The organism is Bacteroides sp. RTP31139st1_H2_RTP31139_211217 (assembly GCF_040227615.1).
In the GTDB taxonomy this organism is placed as follows: Bacteria; Bacteroidota; Bacteroidia; order Bacteroidales; family Bacteroidaceae; genus Bacteroides; species Bacteroides uniformis.
Window position 1 is genome coordinate 16,031 of the sequence record NZ_JBCNZM010000004.1, and the last position, 21,230, is coordinate 37,260.

A 21,230-nucleotide genomic window follows, 5' to 3' on the forward strand; every position below is an offset into this window, starting at 1 on the left:
AAAACGAATCAGACCAAATGAAAAAGAGAAACATTACCTTGTGCGCTGTTGCCATGCTCTGTATGCAAGGCTATGCTAAGGCAGACACTTTTATCCTGAAAGGTGACAACACTTGTGTGGAGAACTATGCTCAGATGACTGCTGCTTACAAGAGCAATCGTCCAAAAATGAAGAAACGCCTTTTCACCTCAAAAGCGGTGGAAGCTGAGATTGTTCGCGTGAAGAAACTGCTTACCAATCCTAAGTTGGCGTGGATGTTTGAGAATTGCTTTCCTAATACGCTTGACACTACTGTACACTTTCGCATGCTGGACGGTAAACCCGATACTTTTGTTTATACCGGTGACATCCATGCTATGTGGCTGCGTGACTCCGGTGCGCAGGTGTGGCCATATGTGCAGTTAGCCAACAATGATGCGCAATTGAAAGAGATGCTCGAAGGTGTCATTCGCCGTCAGTTCCTTTGCATCAACATTGATCCGTACGCCAATGCTTTCAACGACGGACCTACGGGTGGCAACTGGATGACTGACTTGACAGATATGAAGCCCGAACTGCACGAGCGCAAATGGGAGATAGACTCTCTTTGTTACCCGCTTCGTCTGGCTTACCAGTATTGGAAAGTAACTGGTGACAGCAGTATCTTCGACGGTGAATGGATGAAGGCAATTACTGCTATCCTGAAGACTTTCAAGGAACAGCAGCGTAAGGACGGTGTAGGCCCTTACCGTTTCCAACGTAAGACGGAACGTGCTCTGGATACGCTGAATAACGACGGCTTGGGTGCTCCGGTCAAACCGGTGGGACTGATTGTTTCCGCTTTCCGCCCATCGGACGATGCCACTACGCTTCAGTACCTGGTCCCTTCCAACTTTTTCGCTGTCTCTTCTCTGAGAAAGGCTGCTGAAATTCTGACGGAAGTAAACAAGGAAACATCCTTGGCCAAAGAATGCACCGATTTGGCAGCCGAAGTGGAGGCAGCCCTGAAGAAATATGCCACTTACAATCATCCTGAGTTTGGGACAATCTATGCATTTGAAGTAGATGGATTCGGCAATCATCTGTTAATGGACGATGCCAATGTACCCAGCCTTCTTGCTATGCCTTATTTGGGTGATGTGGACGTAAACGATCCTATCTATCAGAATACACGCCGCTTTGTGTGGAGTGGCAGCAACCCTTACTTTTTTAAAGGTAAAGCCGGTGAAGGTATCGGAGGTCCGCACATTGGTTATGATATGGTATGGCCTATGAGTATCATGATGAAGGCATTCACCAGCCAGAATGATGAGGAGATAAAGATTTGTATCAAAATGCTGATGGATACGGATGCCGGTACGGGATTCATGCACGAGTCTTTCCACAAGGATGACCCCACTAACTTTACCCGTGCATGGTTTGCTTGGCAGAATACGCTGTTTGGAGAATTGATTTTGAAATTAGTGAACGAGGGTAAAGTGGATTTGCTGAACAGCTTGTAAAAACAGGAATTATTTAAAATCAATAAAGTGCGCTGGAAGGAGGATTAGGATACAAATTGCATGAATTGGTTGTTCGTTGGTATTATTTGTGTTCTTTTCCTTTTTTTATCGTGATTTATTATAATGTTTAATCTTAAAGAATATGAAAAAGAATCGAGTGTACACAGTAAATTCATTGCTGGCTCGGATAGGTGGGAACTATAAGTTCTGGCTTATTGCCTTGCCTGCTGTGACTATGCTGGCGCAGGCTCCTGCGGTTTATGCACATGCGGAGACTATTACTGTGGTGCAGCAAAACAATGCCACGGTGAGAGGTTCCGTTAAGGATGCCACAGGTGAAAGCCTGATTGGAGTGAGTGTTACTGTTAAGGGTAAAGAAGGTGTGGGTACCATTACAGATGTGGATGGAAACTATTCCATTGTTTGTAGTGCCCAAGATGTTCTCGTCTTTTCCTATGTGGGATATGCCACTCAGGAAATTGCTGTGAAAAATCAAAAACAATTGAATGTTGTCTTAAAGGAGGATACCAAGGTGCTGGATGAAGTTATTGTCATCGGTTATGGTACTACTACCCGCAAGAGTGCCGTAGGTGCTGTAGACCAGGTAAAGGCTTCCATGATCGAAGACCGTCCCGTGGCTAACATGACAGATGCTTTGCAAGGGGCTGCGCCCAACGTGGTTATCCAGCAGCGCAGTAGCAATCCTAATGATCGTAAGACTAACTTTAATATCCGTGGTATCAGCACTGTGAATGACAATAGTCCGCTTTTTGTCATAGACGGATTGGTAGCTGATGGCGGTAGTTTCGATAAATTGAATCCCAATGATATTGAGAACATTTCCATCTTGAAAGATGCCGGTACAGCTGCTATTTATGGTTCACGTTCTTCCAATGGTGTAGTTTTGGTTACTACTAAGAAAGGTAAGAAGAACCAGCGTGCGACAGTTCGGTTAAGTGGTATGATGGGATGGCAGAATCCGGATATCTTGTTTTCTCCGGTGAAAGGCTATCAGAACGCTACTTTGCGCAATTTAGCTGCCACCAATGCTGGAGAGGCTCCTTTGTATACACCCGATCAAATCCGTGACCTGGCTGCCCATCAAAATGAAGAAAGCTGGTTTTTTGATCAGATAGTCCGCACAGCCTTACAGCAGAATTACAATCTAAGCGTATCTGGAGGTAGTGATAAAACTACTTACATGGTGTCCATGGGTTATTATGACCAGGAAAGTAATTATGTGGGCAACAGTGATTTTGGCGTGCAGCGTTATAATTTTCGTACCAATGTTAGCACGGAAGTGGGACGTTTGAAACTGAATGCTATTTTGGCTTATACACGTAATAATAGTGTAAGTACCACCGGTGGGAGTTTGGAAGTGGATGCCGCCCGTGTACCTACTTATTATTATTACAAAATGAAATCGGAAGATGGAAGATATTTGTTAAATGATGTATTGACTGAATTTAACCCATTGGGAGCATTGGAAGCTGGTGGCCGTAACAAGTATCGTAACAATTATCTGAACGCTAATGTCAATGCTGAATTCCGGCTTATTGACGGATTGAAGTTGCGTGGAGTGTTGGGTGCGGATGTGATAAACGACATGCGTTCTACCCGCAATTTGGGCGTATCCTATTACTTGAATGAAGAGGCTACCGAACCACGTCCAGTGAAAGATACTGACTATCGGACCAGTAACTGGAATCATACGGCTTACCTTATTAATAGCCAACTTTTGTTGGATTACAACAAGACATTCGGTAAACACAATGTCAGCGGGCTTTTTGGAGTAACCAATGAATCGTTTACTTCGTCTAGCAATGAGATTGAGAAGAAGGGGGTAGATCCCGACTTGGGTATCGGTACAGACATTACCAATAGTACTGTGGGAAACATCACAGGAAAAACATTTGTAGATGAATCCAACCGTACCAGTCTGACTTCTCTGTTGGGACGTGTGGGGTATTCTTACGCTGACAGATATTATACAGAATTCAGCTTCCGTTATGACGCTTCTTCCAAGTTTCATAAAGACTACCGATGGGGTTTCTTCCCCTCTGTTTCATTAGGCTGGCGTTTGAGCGAGGAGAACTTTATGCAGGCTTACAAGGAACGTGTGGGTGACTTGAAACTGCGTACTTCTTTTGGTATCTTGGGTAACCAGTCTATTGGTACTTATGACCGTTTTACTGTTTACGAACTGTACAACAACTCTTACGCATATAATAACCAGACAGTATCAGGCGCAGGTTTTAAGTTAGGTAAGGATAATTTGACTTGGGAAAAGACCAAAACCTTCAACGTGGGTGTAGACGCTTCGTTCTTCAATAACGCTTTGAATGTGACGTTCGACTATTTCTACAAGCGTACGAGCGACATTTTAATGAAGCCCCTTGTGCCTTCGGTATTCGGTACGGATATGGCGATGGACAACATTGGTGAGATGCAGAATCAAGGTTGGGACCTCTCTATCAACTATCGTTTGAAAACGGGAGCCGCAAATCATAACTTCAACTTCAATCTTGGTGACTCTTGGAATGAAGTGCTGAAGTACCCTGGTCACGAAAGAATCTCACAAATAGAGGAGTTGAGCCGTATCACCCGTGAAGGATGTCCGTTGGAGTCTTACTACGGTTACAAGATGGACGGCTTTTTCCAAAGCTACGAGGAGATTGAGGCATCGGCTATTCCTGTAGGTGGAAAGGTACAGCCGGGTGACGTGAAGTTTGTAGACCGTAACGAAGATGGTGTCATCGACTCGAAGGATAAGTTTATCTTGGGTAATGCCTTCCCTCGTCTTACTTTCGGTTTCAACTACAATGTAGAATGGAAAGGATTCGATTTCGGTATGTTCTGGCAGGGTGTGGGCAAGCGTGACATGATGCTTCGTGGTGAATTGATTGAACCGTTCCACGCCAATTACTCTTATAATATCTATAAGCATCAACTGGATTTCTGGACTCCTACCAACACCGATGCACGTTGGCCGAGACTTACTGCTCCGGGTTCTACTTCCAACAGAAACAACTACGGAAACGGACAAGGTTCCGACCTATTCTTGATGGATGGAAAATACCTGCGTCTGAAGAACTTGCAGATTGGTTACACATTCCCTAAAACATGGAGCCGCAAGGTGGGTATGGAAAAGGCACGTATCTATGTCAACGGACAAAACTTGCTGACTTTCAGTAATAACTCGTTTATTGACCCTGAATCTTCTGAGTTCGACTCTAAGATGGGTAATAGTGGCGCCAATTCTGGTAGAAACTACCCGACGCTCCGTTACTATGGTTTCGGTATAGACATTGAATTCTAAAAACAACAGATAACTATGAGACTAAGAAAATATATAGCTTTTGCCGGAATGGCTGTTCTGATGCTTTGCAGTTGCAACGAGATGGAGAACGCACCGACAAACAAATTTACGGATAACTCTTATTGGACTTCCACCACCAAAGCCCAGTATGTGGTGAACATGGCTTACAGCCAGATGTACAATGCAGGCCGTATGTGGAGCGATGAAAGTTTGAGTGACAATGCTTACGACGGTCGCAGTGTGGACGACCAACGTGCCATTCGCAAAGGTATGGCTACTCCCTCGCTCGACATCTTCAAGAATGAATGGAAAGACCTTTACGGAGGCATAAAGACCTGCCACGTGTTCCTTGAAAAGGTGGATCTGGTACCCAACATGGACGCATCTGTTAAAGCACGTATGATTGCCGAGATACGCTATATCCGTGCAAGCCTCTACTTCCGTCTGACTAACCTTTATGGTGCAGTACCTTTCTTTACGGAGGACATCACGCTGGAAGAATCGCGGAGTGTAAGTCGTACAGACCGCGAAACCATTATCAGCTTCATTCACCAAGAATTGGAAGACATCAAGGATGCGCTTCCCACTCGCGACCAATTGCCCGAAGAAGACAAGGGCAAAATTACTAAAGGTGCCGTTTGTGCTTTGCAGGCTCGTGTCTACTTGATGGATAGCGACTGGAACAATGTGATGCTTTATTGCGACAATCTGATGAACAAACAGGGCGAATATGGTACTTATGCCTTATTTCCTGATTATGCCGGGCTTTTTGATGAAGCCAATGAGTATAATGAAGAGATTATCATGGACCGTTCTTATGTACCCAATTTGATTACTTGGGGTGAGATGGTAGACATGATTCCTTTGTCAAGAGGCGGACGTGCCGTGAACCGTGTGCCGCAGCAATCGTTGGTAGACACTTATCTGATGCTTAGTGGAAAGACTATCAGTGAAGCCGGGACAGATTATAACCCTGCTTATCCTTACGACAACCGTGACCCACGTCTCACCGCTACTATCATTTATGATGGCTATGACTGGAGTGGCAATGTGGACGATGGCAGTAAAGACGTAGTCATCAACATTCGTCCGGGTTCGGGAACCGATGCCTACGATGGTGGTGGAAACGGCACTTCTACCGGTTATTTCACCCGTAAGTATTATAATCCGCAGGCTTCCGGTGATCAGAATTCCGGTATGAACATCATCACTATGCGCTATGCTGACATCTTGCTGATGTATGCTGAGGCTGTTCACGAAACAAGCGGTATGACTGAAGCGGTATGGAACAAGACCATCCGTCCCATCCGCGAACGTGCCGGATTCACTGCCGATGCAGCCTTGAACTTTCCTGCCGGAAAGAGCAAGGAAGAGATGAGGCAGATTATTCGCGACGAACGTCGTGTAGAAATGGCGATGGAAGGTTTGCGCTGGTATGATATTAAGCGTTGGAAGGCTGGCAACGAATACTTGTCGGGCAAGGTGCGCGGTGCAAGCTTCGTGGACGAGAATAAGCTTGACACTCGCAAGTTCGAAGAGGCAAGAGATTACCTTTGGGCAGTTCCTATCAGTGAAATCAATTTGAATCCCAATCTGGCGCCTAACAATCCAGGATATGGAAATTAACGTGTATCTAAACTCATTAAAAACAATAGAACAATGAAAACAATATTCTCAACAATAGCTCTTTTTTCGGCAGTCCTCTTTGCTACGTCTTGTACGGAAGACATGGAATACAAGGATTCCAAAGTTTCCTCAGTAAATCAGTTGTATGAACCCACTGACGGCAAGGAAGTAGTCTTGCAATCGTCGGCCAGCGCCGGCCTGTTCTTTGAATGGGAGTCGGCCAAGGCTGAAGATAGCGGTGCCCCTCTTTATGAAGTGGTATTCGATAAAGAAGGTGGAGATTTTTCTAAGCCTATTTACAAAGTGCTTTCTGACAATGGCGGTTCTTTGAGCTATGCTACCATCAGCCACAAGACATTGAACAAGGTTGGTGCGGCTGCCGGATTGAACAGTGGTGAGACGGGTACACTTGTTTGGACAGTAATGGCTTCCAGAGGTTTGAATTCTGTAATGGCAAAGGAAAGCAAGAAGCTCACCATCACTCGCTTGGTGGGATTTGAAGAGATTCCGGCACAGCTTTACTTGACCGGAAGTGCTACTGAAGGTGGTATGGATGCTTCTAAGGCCGTGGCGTGTGCTTCACCCGAAAAGGATAAGTTCGAAGTCTTTACGAAGTTGGAAGGCGGAAAGACTTACAAACTGGTAGATAGAGCAGCCGAAGGTGCCAAGGTGTTTTATATCAATGGCAATAAGATTATGGAAGGCGAAGGCGAGACAACCGTAGAAAAGACGGGAGTTTACCGCATTGAGATGGATTTCTCCATTGCATCTGTAACCGTCAGGGAAGTAAGTAAGATGGAATTCTACTTCTGTCCGAGTGGTGCCGCAACTTTTGAATTGCCTTATGTTGGAAACGGTGTGTTCTGCGGTCAGGATAAAATTGAGTTCAAGCAAGAAGGATGGGGGCGCGACCAACGCTATAAGTTCTTGATGACTTATGCTGATGGTAGTATACAGTATTGGGGAACCAAGAATACTACAGACTCTAATCCTGGTGCGGCTACTCCCGAAGATCCTTATTTCTATATTATGGAGACTCCTGATAACCAATGGGATCAGAAGTGGAAACTGAACGATGAATTCGATGGTGCGGCCGATGGCCACAATCCGGGTGCCATCACCAAGATTAGTGTGATATTCAATGTGGAGAACTATACTCATAAAGTGGAATTGGCCAACTAATTTAAGGAGAGATTATGAAAAAAATATTATTTTGTCTGCCCCTGCTTCTTTTGGCACTTCAATCGTGCGAGATAGAAGATGAGTATATGTATGATAAGGGGCTTTACACCATAGATTGGGATGCGGCTGCCGATAGCAGTTCTGTGACCCTGATAGATCGTTTCTGGAATACGGAAGAGAATTATTTCAACTACGGGAATGACGGTTCAATCAAGGATTTCCATTATTGGCCGCAGGCTCATGCTATGGATGTGATGATAGATGCTTACAATCGTACCGGAGATAGCAAGTACAGCGACTTGTTCGACAAATGGTATGTCGGTATCAAGGCAAAGAACGGTGGCAGTTATTGGAACAACTTTTATGATGATATGGAGTGGATTGCTCTCACCATGATTCGCTTGTACGAAGTTACTGATGAAAACAAGTATCTGGAAACTTCTCAAGAGATGTGGAATGAAATCAAGACCGGTTGGAACGATTACGCAGGTGGTGGCATTGCTTGGACTCACGACCAGCTATGGAGCAAAAATGCTTGTTCCAACGGCCCTGCTGCTTTGATTGCTGCTCGTCTTTACCGTATTAACGGGAATCAGGAGGATTTGGATTGGGCTGTCAATATTTATAAATGGGAGCGTGAAAATTTATTTAACCCTGCTACCGGCGCCATCTATGATAATGTGAACGGTGAGACGGGTGAGTTGAGTACACTTTCTCTTTCTTATAACCAAGGTACATTCTTGGGTGCTGCTTACGAACTGTATAAGATCACAGGAGAAGAGTCCTATTTGAAAGATGCTCGTAAGGCTGCCAATTTCGCTATCAGTAATAGCAGCATGATAGATACTGGAAATAATTTACTTCGTGATGAAGGCGATGGGGACGGAGGTTTGTTTAAGGGTATTTTCATGCGTTATTATGTGCAGCTGATTATGGAACCGAATTTGGACCCCATATATAAGAAGAAATTCATCACTTTCTTTAACAATAATGCTGAAATCTTGTGGCGAAAGGGAATCAATAAACTTGATTTGCTGTATAATACTAACTGGGCAATGAACAATAGCGGCAACAACCATCTGACTACGCAGACAAGTGGTTGTACTTTGATTGAAGCCAAAGCTCTCTTTGAAAAGAGCCTGAAATAAGTTAGCAATTAAAAGTGTGTCGAAACTCAATCTGGTTATTGGGTTTCGGCACATTTTTTTTTAGAGCCAGTTTTAATTGGCAGTTATTTTGGAAATAATGTTTTTAGAGACAACAGTTTTTTATATAAAATAAATACAAAAGATGAAACAGAATCAATATTTATTTCTACTGTTCGCCCTGATTGTTCTGACGGGCTGTGGCGGTACGCAGAAGAAATTAACCGAATATGTCAATCCTTTCTTGGGTACGGCTACTTTGTGGGAGCCTGAGGACTTAGGGTATACGCGCAAAATAAAGTCACGTACATGGGGTGCGGAAACTTATCCGGGTGCTACCTTGCCCAACGCAATGGTGCAGCTCAGCCCCGTTACACAGTTTCGTAGCGGTGCGGGCTATCAATATGAGGACACTGTGATTTATGGTTTTTCACATACAGCTAAAGGGCATTGGAACTTGTTGCATGTCCCCATGTTGCCAGTGGTGGGAACTATCGCTCCGGGTAATTATTGCTCCGGGTTTAGTCACGAGAAGGAATCTGCGCATCCGGGGTATTACCAGGTTTATCTGGAACGCTATAAAGTGAACGCCGAGTTGACCAGTACCTTGCGTTGTGCCTACCATAAATATACTTTCGGCAAGGGCGACGATAAGTCATTATTGGTAGACATCCGCCGTTCTAATAATGATGTCCGTGATTGGAAGATTGAGAAGGTTGACGATAATACGTTCACGGGTTATCAAGATGGCGATGGTAAAATCTACTTTTACGCTAAGACCAACTATAAAATAGGCCAAGTGGAAATGGTAAAAGACGACAAACATGAGGTGGCTGTGCTGCGTTTTATCGACAGCAAAGGTGTTGAACCTTTGGAAGTGAAGGCTGGTTTCTCGTTTGTGAGTATAGAGAATGCTCAAATGAATTTGAAGGCCGAAATGTTGAACAAAAGTTTTGCACAAGTGGCAGAAGAAGCCGATGCGGCTTGGGAAGCACTCCTCTCCAAGATTCAAGTTGCAGGTGGCACGGAACGTGAAAAGAGATTGTTTTATTCTACTTTCTTCCATGCTTTTAAATGGCCGGCTTTGCGTAGCGATGTGAATCATGAATATACTGATGTCCGTGGCGAAGTAGTGAATAACGGCTTCCACTATTACACTGACCCTTCTTTTTGGGACGATTATCGCAACAAACTGGTACTCATAGGTATGATTTCTCCCGATGTGACTACTGACATCATTAGGTCTATTATTGACAAAGGTGAGAAGCGTGACGGCTACATGCCCACCTTCTTCCATGGTGATCACGCTTCCACTTTTATTTCTGGTTCTTGGTTGCGTGGTTTGCATGATTTCGATCTGGAGCGTGCTTATAAGTTGATTCTGAAAAATGCTACGGTGCCCGGTAAAGGAGGACGTCGCTATTTGGATGAGTATATGGAGCGAGGTTGGATTGCTGAAAAAGACACAGTGAATGTACCCACATGGGACGAATACAAAGGGGCTGTCACCAAGACCCAGGAATATGCTTACGATGACTATGCCGTAGCCTTGGTAGCCAAGGAGCTGGGAGATGAAGCCAACTACAAACTGATGATGGAACGCTCCAACAACTACAAGACGCTATTCGACCCCTCTACCGGCTTTTGGAGAGGTAAGATTGACGATGGTAGCTGGATTCAGGATTTCGATCCGTATTATCCCTATTACCAGTACATGTACCGTGAGGCCAATGCATGGAACGCCCTCTTCTTCGCCCCCCACGACCCCGAAGGCATGATTAAGCTCTATCCCAGTAAAGAGGCGGTGGAGGCTAAACTGGATTCCTTATTCAGCGAACCGTGGAGAGGTTACGAGGCCCACAACCTGACCGGATTCATCGGAAACTATTGCCACGGAAACCAGCCGGGACACAGCATTCCTTACACCTATTATTTCATAGACAAACAAGAGAAAGCCCAATGCATTCTCGACAGCCTGATGAACCACTACTATGACATGGGTGCCGACAAGCTGGCTTATGCAGGGATGGATGATGCCGGCGAGATGTCTTCGTGGTATGTGCTCAATGCTATTGGACTTTACACTTATTCGCCTGCCGATCCTGAATATATTGTTACTGTTCCCTTGTTCGATAAAGTGACGTTCAATCTGAATGGTCGTCCCTTTACGATTGTGAAGAAAGGAAGCGGCAAGAAGATTATTGACATTACTTATGACGGTAAAAAGATTGACGGTTACTTTATCACCCATGACCAACTGAGGGAGGGCAAGGAACTGGTGATTACTACGGAATAGATAAACAATGGAGTTATGAAAAGAAATATACTGCTTCTATTCACATTCTTTGCTTGCATTACTGTACAAGGGCAGACTCCGGTTCGTTTGGTTGATCTGAGGAGCGAACATCTTGACAGACCTATAGGTTTGGATAATCCCGTTCCACGCCTTTCTTGGCGGATGGAAGATGGTAGGCAGGGAGCTGTGCAGACTTCCTGGCGGATTGTGGTAGACGAAGACTCGTTGAATGTGGTCAATGGCTGTGGCAGGATGTGGGATAGTGGAAAGAACGATTCCCGTAATCAGCTTGTGGCCTATGCGGGCAAAAAACTGCAGCCTTTCACTAGATATTATTGGAAAGTAATCTGCAGCGACATGGAATATAAGGAGACTGCTTCTCCTGTCTCTTACTTTGAAACGGGCATGATGGGGATGCAACATTGGCAAGGTGCTTGGATTGGCGATGGCAAGGATATTCATTATGGGCCTGCCCCTTACTTCCGAAAAGAGTTCAAGACCGGCAAAAAGGTAAAGTCAGCGCGTGCTTATATTGCCGCTGCTGGACTATATGAGCTTTACATCAATGGCGAGAAGATAGGAGACCACTGCCTTGCCCCTCTCTATACCCGCTTTGATCGCCGCAACTTGTATGTGGCTTATGATGTGACTTCACAATTACAGAATGGTGACAACGCTATTGGCGTACTTTTGGGTAACGGCTGGTATAACCATCAATCCAAAGCAGTGTGGGACTTCGACCGTGCCCCTTGGCGCAACCGTCCCACTTTCTGTCTGGACTTGCGCATTACCTACACCGATGGAAGCGTGGAGACTATTCCCACCGATCTCAGTTGGCGGACAGCGTCGGGTGCAATCACTTTTAATAGTATCTATACTGGCGAGCACTACGATGCACGTCTGGAGCAGAAAGGATGGAGCACTCCGGAATTCGATGATTCCAAGTGGCGCGGAGTAGCCTATCGGAGTGTACCTTCTTCCAATGTCACTGCCCAGCAAGTACATCCCATCCGTAATGTAAAGATTTTCCCCGCCGTCTCTTTCCGCAAAGTGGACGAGAAAACATACATCTATGATTTCGGGCAAAATATGTCCGGTGTGACTTGTATTCATGTTTCGGGTGAACGGGGAACGGAGGTCAGAATCAAACATGGCGAACGCTTACATCCAAATGGCCGCCTCGATCTCTCGAACATTGATGTCTACTTTCGAGGCGATAAGGAGAAAGACCCTTTTCAGACGGACATTCTCATTCTGAGTGGAGAAGAGGATGAGTTCATGCCCCGATTTAATTACAAGGGATTTCGTTATGTGGAGGTAGTGGCAGATAAGCCTATTGAGCTTGACCAAAACAGCTTGATTGCTTACTTCATGCACAGTGATGTGCCGGCAGTAGGTAGCTTGGAATCTTCGAGCCCACTGATAGGCAAGCTGCTCCATGCTGCCAATCACTCTTACCTTTCCAATCTGATGGGCTACCCCACCGATTGCCCTCAGCGCGAGAAGAACGGTTGGACTGGTGACGGTCATTTTGCCATTGAGGCAGCATTTTATAACTTTGATGGAATTACCGTTTACGAAAAATGGTTGGCCGACCATCGTGACGAACAGCAGCCCAACGGAGTGCTGCCCGATATTATTCCAACTGGTGGATGGGGATATGGTACAGACAACGGGCTGGACTGGACTAGTACTATTGCCATCATCCCTTGGAATATCTACCTCTTCTACGGTGATAGCAAGCCCTTGAGCGATTGTTACGAGAGCATCAAACGTTATGTGGATTATGTGGAGCGTATCTCTAACAATCATCTCACTACGTGGGGGCGCGGAGACTGGGTGCCGGTGAAGTCAAAATCCAATAAAGAGCTGACTTCCTCGGTCTACTTTTATGTAGATACCAAGATTTTGGCCGCTGCTGCCAAACTCTTCGGCAAACAGGCCGATTACGAATATTATAATGCCTTGTCGGAGGAGATAAAGCAAGCTGTCAATGATAAGTTCCTGAATCGAGAAACAGGCATCTATGCCGAAGGTTCACAAACCGAATTGAGTGTTCCCTTGCAATGGAAGATTGTGCCCGAAGAGTTGATAGGAAAAGTGGCAGCTAACTTGGCACATAAGGTAGAGGAGGACGGTTTTCACTTGGATGTGGGTGTATTAGGAGCTAAAGCTATTCTGAATGCACTCAGCGAAAATGGTTATGCTGAAACAGCTTATAAGGTGGCTGTACAGGACACTTATCCTTCATGGGGTTGGTGGATGGTGAACGGTGCCACTACGCTGCTCGAGAACTGGGATTTGCAGGCTACTCGTGACATCTCGGACAATCATATGATGTTCGGTGAAATAGGTGCTTGGTTCTACAAGGGGCTGGGAGGTATTTTCCCTGATCCCGCGCAACCTGGTTTTCAAAACATTCTGCTCCGTCCCCATTTCATAAAGGGATTGAAACGGTTTGAAGCTCGTCATCGGTCACCTTACGGTGAAATTGTTTCTCGCTGGGAATGGAAAGGGAAATGTGTGCATTATGAAGTTACAGTGCCCGCTAACAGTACAGCTACACTCACTTTACCTGACAAGGCCGAGAATGTACGGGTGGTGGAACTGGCGGCAGGAAGATATGAGTTTATTGTAAAGTGACCTTGTACTTCATTTATGCTTGCAAATATGTAATTAGCGGGTTTGCCACGTTGTTGTGGCATAACTCGCTAATTTTTATAGTCGGTATGTTAAGGGATGGCTTTTTCATTCTTATAGCCTGATCTTTCCCTCCAACCGTATATCTTCCGATGAAGCCCCTATCAGCAGCTTCACCGTTCCGGGTTCTACAACGAACATCTGCTTTTCTTCGTTCCAATAGCCGAGCTCCTCCTTGGGAACGGTAAGCGTCACTTCCCGGCTTTCACCAGCCTTGATGGGGATACGCTTGAAGGCGCGCAACTGCTTGGAGGGACGTTCCACTTTGGAGTCCGGATAGCTGGCATAGAGCTGCACAACTTCTTCCCCGTCGCGTCCGCTTGTATTCTTCACTGATACCGTCACGCGGATGTTCTTCTTGTCTTGCTTGACGGATTCAATCTTCTCGTATGCAAAGTCGGAATAGCTCAGACCATAGCCGAAAGGATAGAGCACCGGGCCCTGGTGGTACATATACGTGCGTCCGTTGCGGATGTCGTAGTCCATCATGTCGGGTAGGTCAGTGATGTCTTTCACCCACGTCTGTACGGTACGTCCGGCTGGATTCACCTTGCCGAAGAGTACGTCGGCCAGTCCGTTGCCCTGCTCCTGGCTGCAGTGGGTGATGTGGACGATGGCAGGCACGTGCTCCTGGCTCCAGTTGATGGTGTAGGGGAAACTGCTGACGAGCACCAGTATGGTATTGGGATTGGCTTTGAACACCAGCTTCACCAAGTCTTCATCGGGCAACATCAGCGATTTGCGGTCCACGGCTTCGCGGCCGTCACTGGGGACGGGAGAGAACTTCCAGTCCGCACGCGTGCCGTAAGGATGGTTTCCTACACATACGATGGCGATGTCGGCGGCTGCGGCTGCCTTTTCCGCCTGGCCCATGCGGTTGTCTTCGGCGTGGATGATTTCGGTTCCTTCTTTCACAGCATTGCGTATGCCACTCAGAATCGTTGTTTCGTAAGGCGGGGTACCACTATACCAATCTTGCACGATTTTGTCCGAATACGGGCCTATAACGGCTATTTTACGCAGCTTTCCGGCATCGAGTGGCAGGAGTTTTTTGTTTTTCAATAACACCACAGACTTGGCGGTGACTTCCCGTGCCAGCCTGTGGGCTTCTGCTGTCATGAAAGGCGGTGTCTCCGTACTGTTCTTTCCGATAGAGAGATAAGGGTTACGTGAGTTGTCCCCGTCCAGCAAGCCGAGCTTGAGGGCGACGAAGATGTTCCCGCGGATAGCCTTGTCGATGTCGACTTCGGTCAGTAATCCCTTTTCCAGCGCTTCCTTGACGTAAGGAACGTATGCGTCGAGAAATTGTCCTGTGGTGGCTTTTACTACGGCAGCGGCACCCTCCGCAAAGCTCGGAAAACTCTTGTGCGCTTCAATCAGCAGTTTCAGGGCACCGCCGTCCGTACAGATGATACCGTTGTTGCCCCACTGCTTGCGGGTAATCTCTTCGAGGCAGGGATGGATGGACATGGGGATGCCGTTCCAACTGTTGTAGGCGGCCATGAAGGCACGGCTGCCTCCCTCGGTGATACCTTTATAGAAAGGATAAGCGTAGTATTCATGGAACAGCCGCGTGTCGAAGTCGGAGGAAGTGCTGTCCCGTCCGTCCTCGTTACTATTAGCAAGGAAGTGTTTCATCAGAGAGGCAGTTTTCCAGTAGCGGGGATGATTGCCTTGCAGGCCGCGTACGCTGGCAATGGTGAGTTGGGCGGTGAGGAAAGCATCTTCTCCGAAACTCTCCTCGGTACGTCCCCAGCGCGGGTCGCGGGCAAGGTCGGCATTCGGAGCGCGCATCACGAGGGCATGACGCTTGTTACCGGTGGTCTGCATGTAGTAGCGGGCTTCTTCAGCGGCTTGTTCCGCTACTTTCTGCACCAAATCGGTGTCCCATGTGGAGCCCAGACCGTAGGACTGGGGGAATATGGTGGTGGGGCAGTCGGTAGGGACTACTTTCCCGTCTTCCGTTCTTTGGCGTCCACCCCACATGGCAGGACCGCCGAGGGTCAGCCCGTGCAGTCCTTCGTAGTGTCCGCAACGGGGAATGTTGAAGCGGGGGACACCGAGGTCGGTGGAAAGAAGGTTTATCTTTTCATCCAATGTCAGGATGGAGAGAAGATGTTCCACGCGCTGTTCGTCACTGAGCGTGGTATCTTGAAAGGCTTGTGTGTGTTGTGCGCTTGCCTGTAAGCCGAATAGCAGGGGCAAGGCGAGGAACAATAACTTGTTTCGCATGGGGTATTAGGGTTTAATGTGTTTGATATACCGGTTATGGGATTGATATCCGTTGTAACTGTCCGTCCTGCGGCAGGCAGAGCAATCCTTCAGCTTTCTTTTCGTCTGCCAGATACTTCTTCCACGTAATCTTGTCCCATTTCATCTGGTCTGTGCATTGTGCCACGGGGATATGGGGGATGGCCGAACCGTCCTTTACAAGAATGACGATGGGCAGGGTGCCGCACTCGATATGGTTCCATCCCGGAGCATACACCTTTCCGGTCTGGTAGTCTATCCATTTCTGCCGTCCGGGGAGGTAGACATCCCGTCCGCTGCCCTCTTCGAGCATGGGTGCCACGAGGAGGTTGGAGCCGAACATGTACTCGTCCTCTACCAGCCATGCACCCGGGTCGTCGGGATACTCCAGCAGCAGGGCGCGGAGCATCGGCCAGCCGTTCTCGGTGCACTCTTTGGATTGTGCATATACGTAGGGCATCAGTTTGTACTTCAGTTCGGCACAACGGCGGAAATAGTCTGTGAACTCTTTCCCGTAGTACCACGGTTCGGTGGGAGGTGCTCCGTGCACGCGGCTGTGGCTGGTGAGGAAGCCGAAGGGTAACCAGCGGCGGTAGAGGCTTTCGGGGCTTTGGGTCACGAAGCCGCCTATGTCATTGCTCCAGAAGCAGAATCCGCTCAGTCCGATGGAGAGGCCACTGCGGATGGTTCCCTCGAAACCGGTTTCGGTAGTTGCGGCATCACCGCCCCAGTGCAATGGGTAGCGTTGTGAGCCTGCCCATGCGGAGCGTGCCCAGATGATGTTTTCGCCGTGCAGCTTCTTGATGATGTCGGCCACGGTCTTGTTGTAGCGCAGGGGATAGAGGTTGTGTTCGTATAGTCCGCTACGGCCGTTGGCATAGATGGCATCCAGTGGGGCACCTTCGCCGAAGTCTACTTTGATGGCACCTACACCCATTTCAATCAGATTGCCGAGCTTCTCTTGATACCACTGCACGGTTTCGGGATTGGTGAAGTCCAGCACCACGTCCTCGTAGGGAAGCTGTCCTTTGCCGTTGCGTACGTACAGACCGCGTTCCACCAGCTCGGGGAAGAACTTATTCTTCGGGGTAAAGTAGGGGAGTTGCCAGAGGCAGGTACGGAAGCCTTGTGACCTTAGGTCGGTGAGCATCTGCCGGGGATTGTCGAAGCGGTCGGCGGCAAAGGCGTAGTCGCATTGCCAGTCCACGCCGAACCAGCCGGTATCGAAGTGGATGACGTCGCTCGGTATCTTGTTCTCACGCAGTTTCCGGGCTACGTCGCGGCCCTCTGCTTCGCTGAAGTAGGTGATACGGCTCATCCAAGTGCCGAAGCTCCACAAAGGGGGCATTTCGGGCCGTCCTACCAGTGCGGTGTATTCGCTCAGCATCTCCTTTGGCGAGCCCAGAAAGATGAAGATGTCCATCGCCTCGTCTGCCATAAAGAGTTTGGTGGCTCCGATGTAGGAGCGGCCGAAGTCGCAGGTCACGGGGGCGGAAGTGTGCATAAACATGCCGTAGCCACGGTTGCTGAAGAAGAAGGGGATGGGCTTGTACATATCTGGGGTTTCGGGCCCTTGTGGGTCGGTGACAAAGAGGTTGACCTTCTGTCCGGCTTTGTTCAGTGCGGTGGCGGACTCGCCGCAACCGTAGATTTTCTCGTTCGGCGCGAGGCTGAATACGGGATTGATGCTGCGTGAGTTGTCCGAGCCGCGCTTGATGAAGCTGAATGGAGGTACCTTGACCTGCGTGGAGTCGTTGTCGCTCCAGCAACGGGTCTGTGTCAGCAGGCGTCCGTCGGCGTCTTTCAGTACCAGGCGCCAGGGATAGTTCTGGATGAGCAGGCTGCCGTATCGGGAGGTGTACAGCGTACCTTTGTCCGTCTTCTCGGCTTTCCAGAAGGAGCGTCCGTCGGCAGGCTTTCCTATGAGCATGGGGTCGTCGGCATCTTCTTTCGGTACGATGGGCGAGGTAAGCATATGGATGCGGAGGGTACGTTCGCTGACCGGTTCGACGGTGAACGTCAATTGCGGATTGTTGTCGTAGGCCGTCTCCGGGAAGTCCAGCGACTGGAGGGGCTGGTGCAGGTAGGTGTTTGCATTGAATGCCTGGCGGGGCATCAGTTGCTGGCGTTTCCATTGGACAGTCCCCTTGCCGGTGGAGGTGTCGAACGATACCAGGCTGTCGGCAAAGAAATAGGTGTTGCTGAAGTCCAGAAAATCCTGGCTCATGTCTTTCGGCTGGGAAAGCAAGTATTGCACGCCGGCATTTGTTTTCAGTTGGGCATGTGCGGGCGGGATGGCAGTTGCTGCCAGCAGCATAAAAGCTGCCCCTTTCATCAGTTGTCTCTCTTTCATGATAAATATATGATTTACGGTTACTGTTTCGATGCCGTAAAAGTAGAGAAATCTGCACGGATGAAAGGGGTGGGTATGTTGCTTATGTAGGGCTGAAATGTTTATTTGGAAGCTTTCTTTCCGTAGAAACACATAAAATACACTCCGATAATCACAAACGGGATACTGAGCCACTGGCCCATGTTCAGCGTCATGCTGTCCTCAAAGTTCACCTGGTTTTCTTTCAGGAACTCGATGAAGAAGCGGAAGGTGAATATTTCCGTCAGGCAGAGTCCGAAGAAGAAACCGCGGTGATAGGGCAGGGAGGCTTCGGCCTGCACGGCGGTTGATTTCTGCTTGGTGGTGCTGAAGTCTGTTTCAAGTTTGGTTTCTTGTTTTTTCTGTCCGCGTTTGTATAGCCAGACCATCCCTAAGAAGAAGATGAAGTAGGCGATGGCTTCATAGAGCTGTGCCGGATGGCGGGGTAGCATGTCTTCTCGTTCAAAGATGAATGCCCAGGGTACGTCGGTCGGTTTGCCGATGATTTCGGAGTTCATCAGGTTGGCAAGGCGGATGCAGCAGGCGGTGATGGGGGTGGCAACGGCTATCATGTCGAGCACGTCCATGTAGTGCATCTTCGTCTTGCGGCAGTACATCCAGAGGGCGATAATCAGGCCCAGCGTGCCTCCGTGGCTGGCAAGGCCGGTGTAGCCCGTCATTTTCCAACTGCCGTCCGGCAGGATTTTTATGGGGAGAATCATCTCGAGGAAATGGTCCTGGTAGTAGGCCCAGTCGTAGAATATGCAGTGGCCCAGTCGTGCGCCTATCAGTATGCCGAAGAAGCAATAGAAGAAGAGAGGTTCGAATTTCTTTTCGTCTATTCTGCGGTCGCTATACTGGCGTTGCACGATGAAGTAGGCAAGAGCAAGACCGATAATCCATAACAGTCCGTAGTAGCGGATGGATATGCCGAAGAACTTGAACAGTTCGGGGTCGGGATTCCAGTTGATGGTGAGTAATGATAACATATTTATTGAAGAATTAAATTACTGAATTACGGGGTTGTTCGGGACAAAGGTATGAAATTATCTTGTTTGGCAGTTCATCGTGGCAGTTTATTTGAACTTCTCCGCCACCATCCTATACGTCGGCACCTCAATCCCTTGTTCCTCTGCAGCCGCAATCATGTCGAAAAGCAAGCCTTGTACTTCGCTCTCGTGTCCTTTTGCCATATCTTTCTGCATGGAAGCAGTGCTTTCGGGGGCGAGTTTGTCTATTACTTTGAGGTTATACTCTACTATGTCTTCTTTGAATTCTATATCCAATTTCCTACCCAAAGCTGCGCTCTCTTGTGATAGTCCGATGAAGGTATCGCGCACTTTGCCCGGTTTCTGAACTTCGCCCATAGGTACGTCGTAATAGGCTCCGGTGACGGCCATAGCAGAAATGAAGGACCACTTGACGAATGTGTCCCGGTTGATGTCGTCGGAGATTTCGGCTTTGATGCCGCTTTCCTGCAAATCGCGTTGCACGGCTTCCAATGTTTCACGGGAAACAATCGTGCTGCGGTGTGCTCCGTAGACGAGCCGGAAAATCTTTCCCATCTGCGTGATTTCTCCCCGTCCGGATACGAATCCTACGATGTAGATGCAGCCGTCGAGCACCGTGACGCCGGGGACCAACCGCTGGATACGGGGACCGGTTCCGTAAACATTCAGGATGGGGATTACCACTGTACGCTCGTGTGAGGCACGTTTGATGAGTTCCGTAATGGAGTCTACGGAATAACCTTTGACGCAGACGAAGATAACATCCGCTTTGCCTTGGAATTCTTCTGCGGTAAATGCCGCCACTTTCAGACAATGTTCACCTTTCAAATCGGAGTGCAGTTGCAGACCGTTCCCGCGTATGGCGGCAAGGTGTTCGCCACGTGCAATGCAAGTGACGTCTTTGCCGGATAATGAAAGAAAGGCGGCGATGCTTCCACCTACGCCGCCGGTACCTGCTATGAGGTATTTCAGATTACTGTTTGCCATTTGTTGTGTATGGTTTATTGAACGTAGTTTTCCTTTTCCATATAGTAAAGCCCTTCGCCCCGGTCACCGTTTTCCATGTCTTCCAGCTCTACTTTGAAGATACGGTAGGGAAGGTCTTTTTTGGGATGCTTGGGCATGTCTACTGTCAATAGATAGGCGTTGCCATATTCGTTGCTGTCGAAATATTCTTTTATTTCCTGCTTCATCAGCACGGGGACTTTCTCGCCGTCTATCCAGACGGTGACTTTCAGTTGCCCGGGCCGGGGAGCCATCTGGCATTCTCTGGCTTCTTTGTTTTGTTCTTGTTGCTCAATGTCACTCAGGTTTTCACCGTGTACCAATGACTCGGGCTTTGTTTCTTTCATCCATTGGTAGGTACGTGTCAAGCTCATGGGACGGACGTATATCTGATAAGTAGGCATGGCTCCGGGGATGCAGAAAGCACGCAGGCCATAAGCTTCCATACGATGATAACGTATGTCGAGTGTAGTGTCGCGGTCGGCGATGAAATCCCAGGCCCAGAACTCCAGGCGGTGTTCAGTCTCGGGCAGCCCGCTTTTCATGGCAATGTGCGCATAGGAGGGCAGATAAATAGAGGCTGCACTTTGATATTTCCCTTTGGGTATACGGGCCGTGTAATGCCCGTCTTTGTCGGTTATGGCTTCTATGATGTCATTGAACTGCGGGTTTTGCCACCAGACGCTGGCACTGTCTATCGGCTGTCCGTTGTAATCAGTCACCCGTCCGTGAATGGTTACCGAGTCTTGCTGTTGTGCATAAACGGCAGTACAGGACAATAAGAATAAAAGGAAGATAATCTGTTTCACAGTATTGTTATTGTATGGAGTTTATTAGAAAATGGC

12 protein-coding genes are annotated in these 21,230 nt (G+C 48.1%); 7 read left to right on the forward strand and 5 right to left on the reverse strand.

Annotation, left to right across the window (positions count from 1 at the left end; all coding sequences use genetic code 11):
- Positions 1-17 precede the first annotated feature (17 nt).
- From ABUA47_RS01225 to ABUA47_RS01255, 7 genes are all read left to right on the forward strand, one after another.
- The gene (locus ABUA47_RS01225) at positions 18-1,481 is read left to right on the forward strand and encodes a glycoside hydrolase family 125 protein (RefSeq protein ID WP_005824841.1); all 1,464 of its coding nucleotides are present in this window, start codon (positions 18-20) and stop codon (positions 1,479-1,481) included.
- Positions 1,482-1,623: 142 nt separating this feature from the next.
- Positions 1,624-4,800, forward strand: coding sequence for a SusC/RagA family TonB-linked outer membrane protein (locus ABUA47_RS01230; protein ID WP_005824843.1), 3,177 nt, complete (start codon positions 1,624-1,626; stop codon positions 4,798-4,800).
- A gap of 15 nt (positions 4,801-4,815) precedes the next feature.
- Entirely contained in the window at positions 4,816-6,426 is a 1,611-nt protein-coding gene (locus ABUA47_RS01235; protein ID WP_005824845.1) for a RagB/SusD family nutrient uptake outer membrane protein, read from the forward strand.
- Between the two features lie 33 nt (positions 6,427-6,459).
- The gene (locus tag ABUA47_RS01240; RefSeq protein WP_347774426.1) at positions 6,460-7,608 is read left to right on the forward strand and encodes a SusE domain-containing protein; all 1,149 of its coding nucleotides are present in this window, start codon (positions 6,460-6,462) and stop codon (positions 7,606-7,608) included.
- Positions 7,609-7,622: 14 nt separating this feature from the next.
- Positions 7,623-8,756: a glycoside hydrolase family 76 protein gene (locus ABUA47_RS01245; RefSeq protein ID WP_005824849.1), complete on the forward strand. Its 1,134-nt coding sequence runs from the start codon at positions 7,623-7,625 to the stop codon at positions 8,754-8,756.
- 142 nt (positions 8,757-8,898) lie between these two features.
- Positions 8,899-11,049 (forward strand): GH92 family glycosyl hydrolase, encoded by a 2,151-nt coding sequence (locus tag ABUA47_RS01250; RefSeq protein ID WP_005833933.1) that lies wholly within the window; start codon positions 8,899-8,901, stop codon positions 11,047-11,049.
- A gap of 15 nt (positions 11,050-11,064) precedes the next feature.
- The gene (locus ABUA47_RS01255; RefSeq protein ID WP_117959165.1) at positions 11,065-13,692 is read left to right on the forward strand and encodes a glycoside hydrolase family 78 protein; all 2,628 of its coding nucleotides are present in this window, start codon (positions 11,065-11,067) and stop codon (positions 13,690-13,692) included.
- Positions 13,693-13,803: 111 nt separating this feature from the next.
- On the opposite strand, the gene ABUA47_RS01260 is transcribed toward ABUA47_RS01255, so the two are convergent.
- The 5 genes from ABUA47_RS01260 to ABUA47_RS01280 all read right to left on the reverse strand — a co-directional run bounded on the left by ABUA47_RS01260 (position 13,804) and on the right by ABUA47_RS01280 (position 21,194).
- Positions 13,804-15,981 carry a glycoside hydrolase family 3 C-terminal domain-containing protein gene (locus ABUA47_RS01260; RefSeq protein ID WP_118274253.1) on the reverse strand — a complete coding sequence of 726 codons (2,178 nt, stop codon included), beginning with the start codon at positions 15,979-15,981 and terminating at the stop codon, positions 13,804-13,806.
- A 34-nt stretch (positions 15,982-16,015) separates the two neighbouring features.
- Positions 16,016-18,352, reverse strand: a complete 2,337-nt coding sequence (locus ABUA47_RS01265) for an alpha-xylosidase (protein WP_347774420.1) — start codon at positions 18,350-18,352, stop codon at positions 16,016-16,018.
- 101 nt (positions 18,353-18,453) lie between these two features.
- Entirely contained in the window at positions 18,454-19,359 is a 906-nt protein-coding gene (lgt, locus tag ABUA47_RS01270) for a prolipoprotein diacylglyceryl transferase (RefSeq protein WP_009037471.1), read from the reverse strand.
- Between the two features lie 87 nt (positions 19,360-19,446).
- Positions 19,447-20,367, reverse strand: a complete 921-nt coding sequence (locus ABUA47_RS01275) for a ketopantoate reductase family protein (RefSeq protein WP_211475566.1) — start codon at positions 20,365-20,367, stop codon at positions 19,447-19,449.
- A gap of 14 nt (positions 20,368-20,381) precedes the next feature.
- Positions 20,382-21,194: a carboxypeptidase-like regulatory domain-containing protein gene (locus ABUA47_RS01280; protein WP_005824864.1), complete on the reverse strand. Its 813-nt coding sequence runs from the start codon at positions 21,192-21,194 to the stop codon at positions 20,382-20,384.
- Positions 21,195-21,230: the final 36 nt, after the last annotated feature.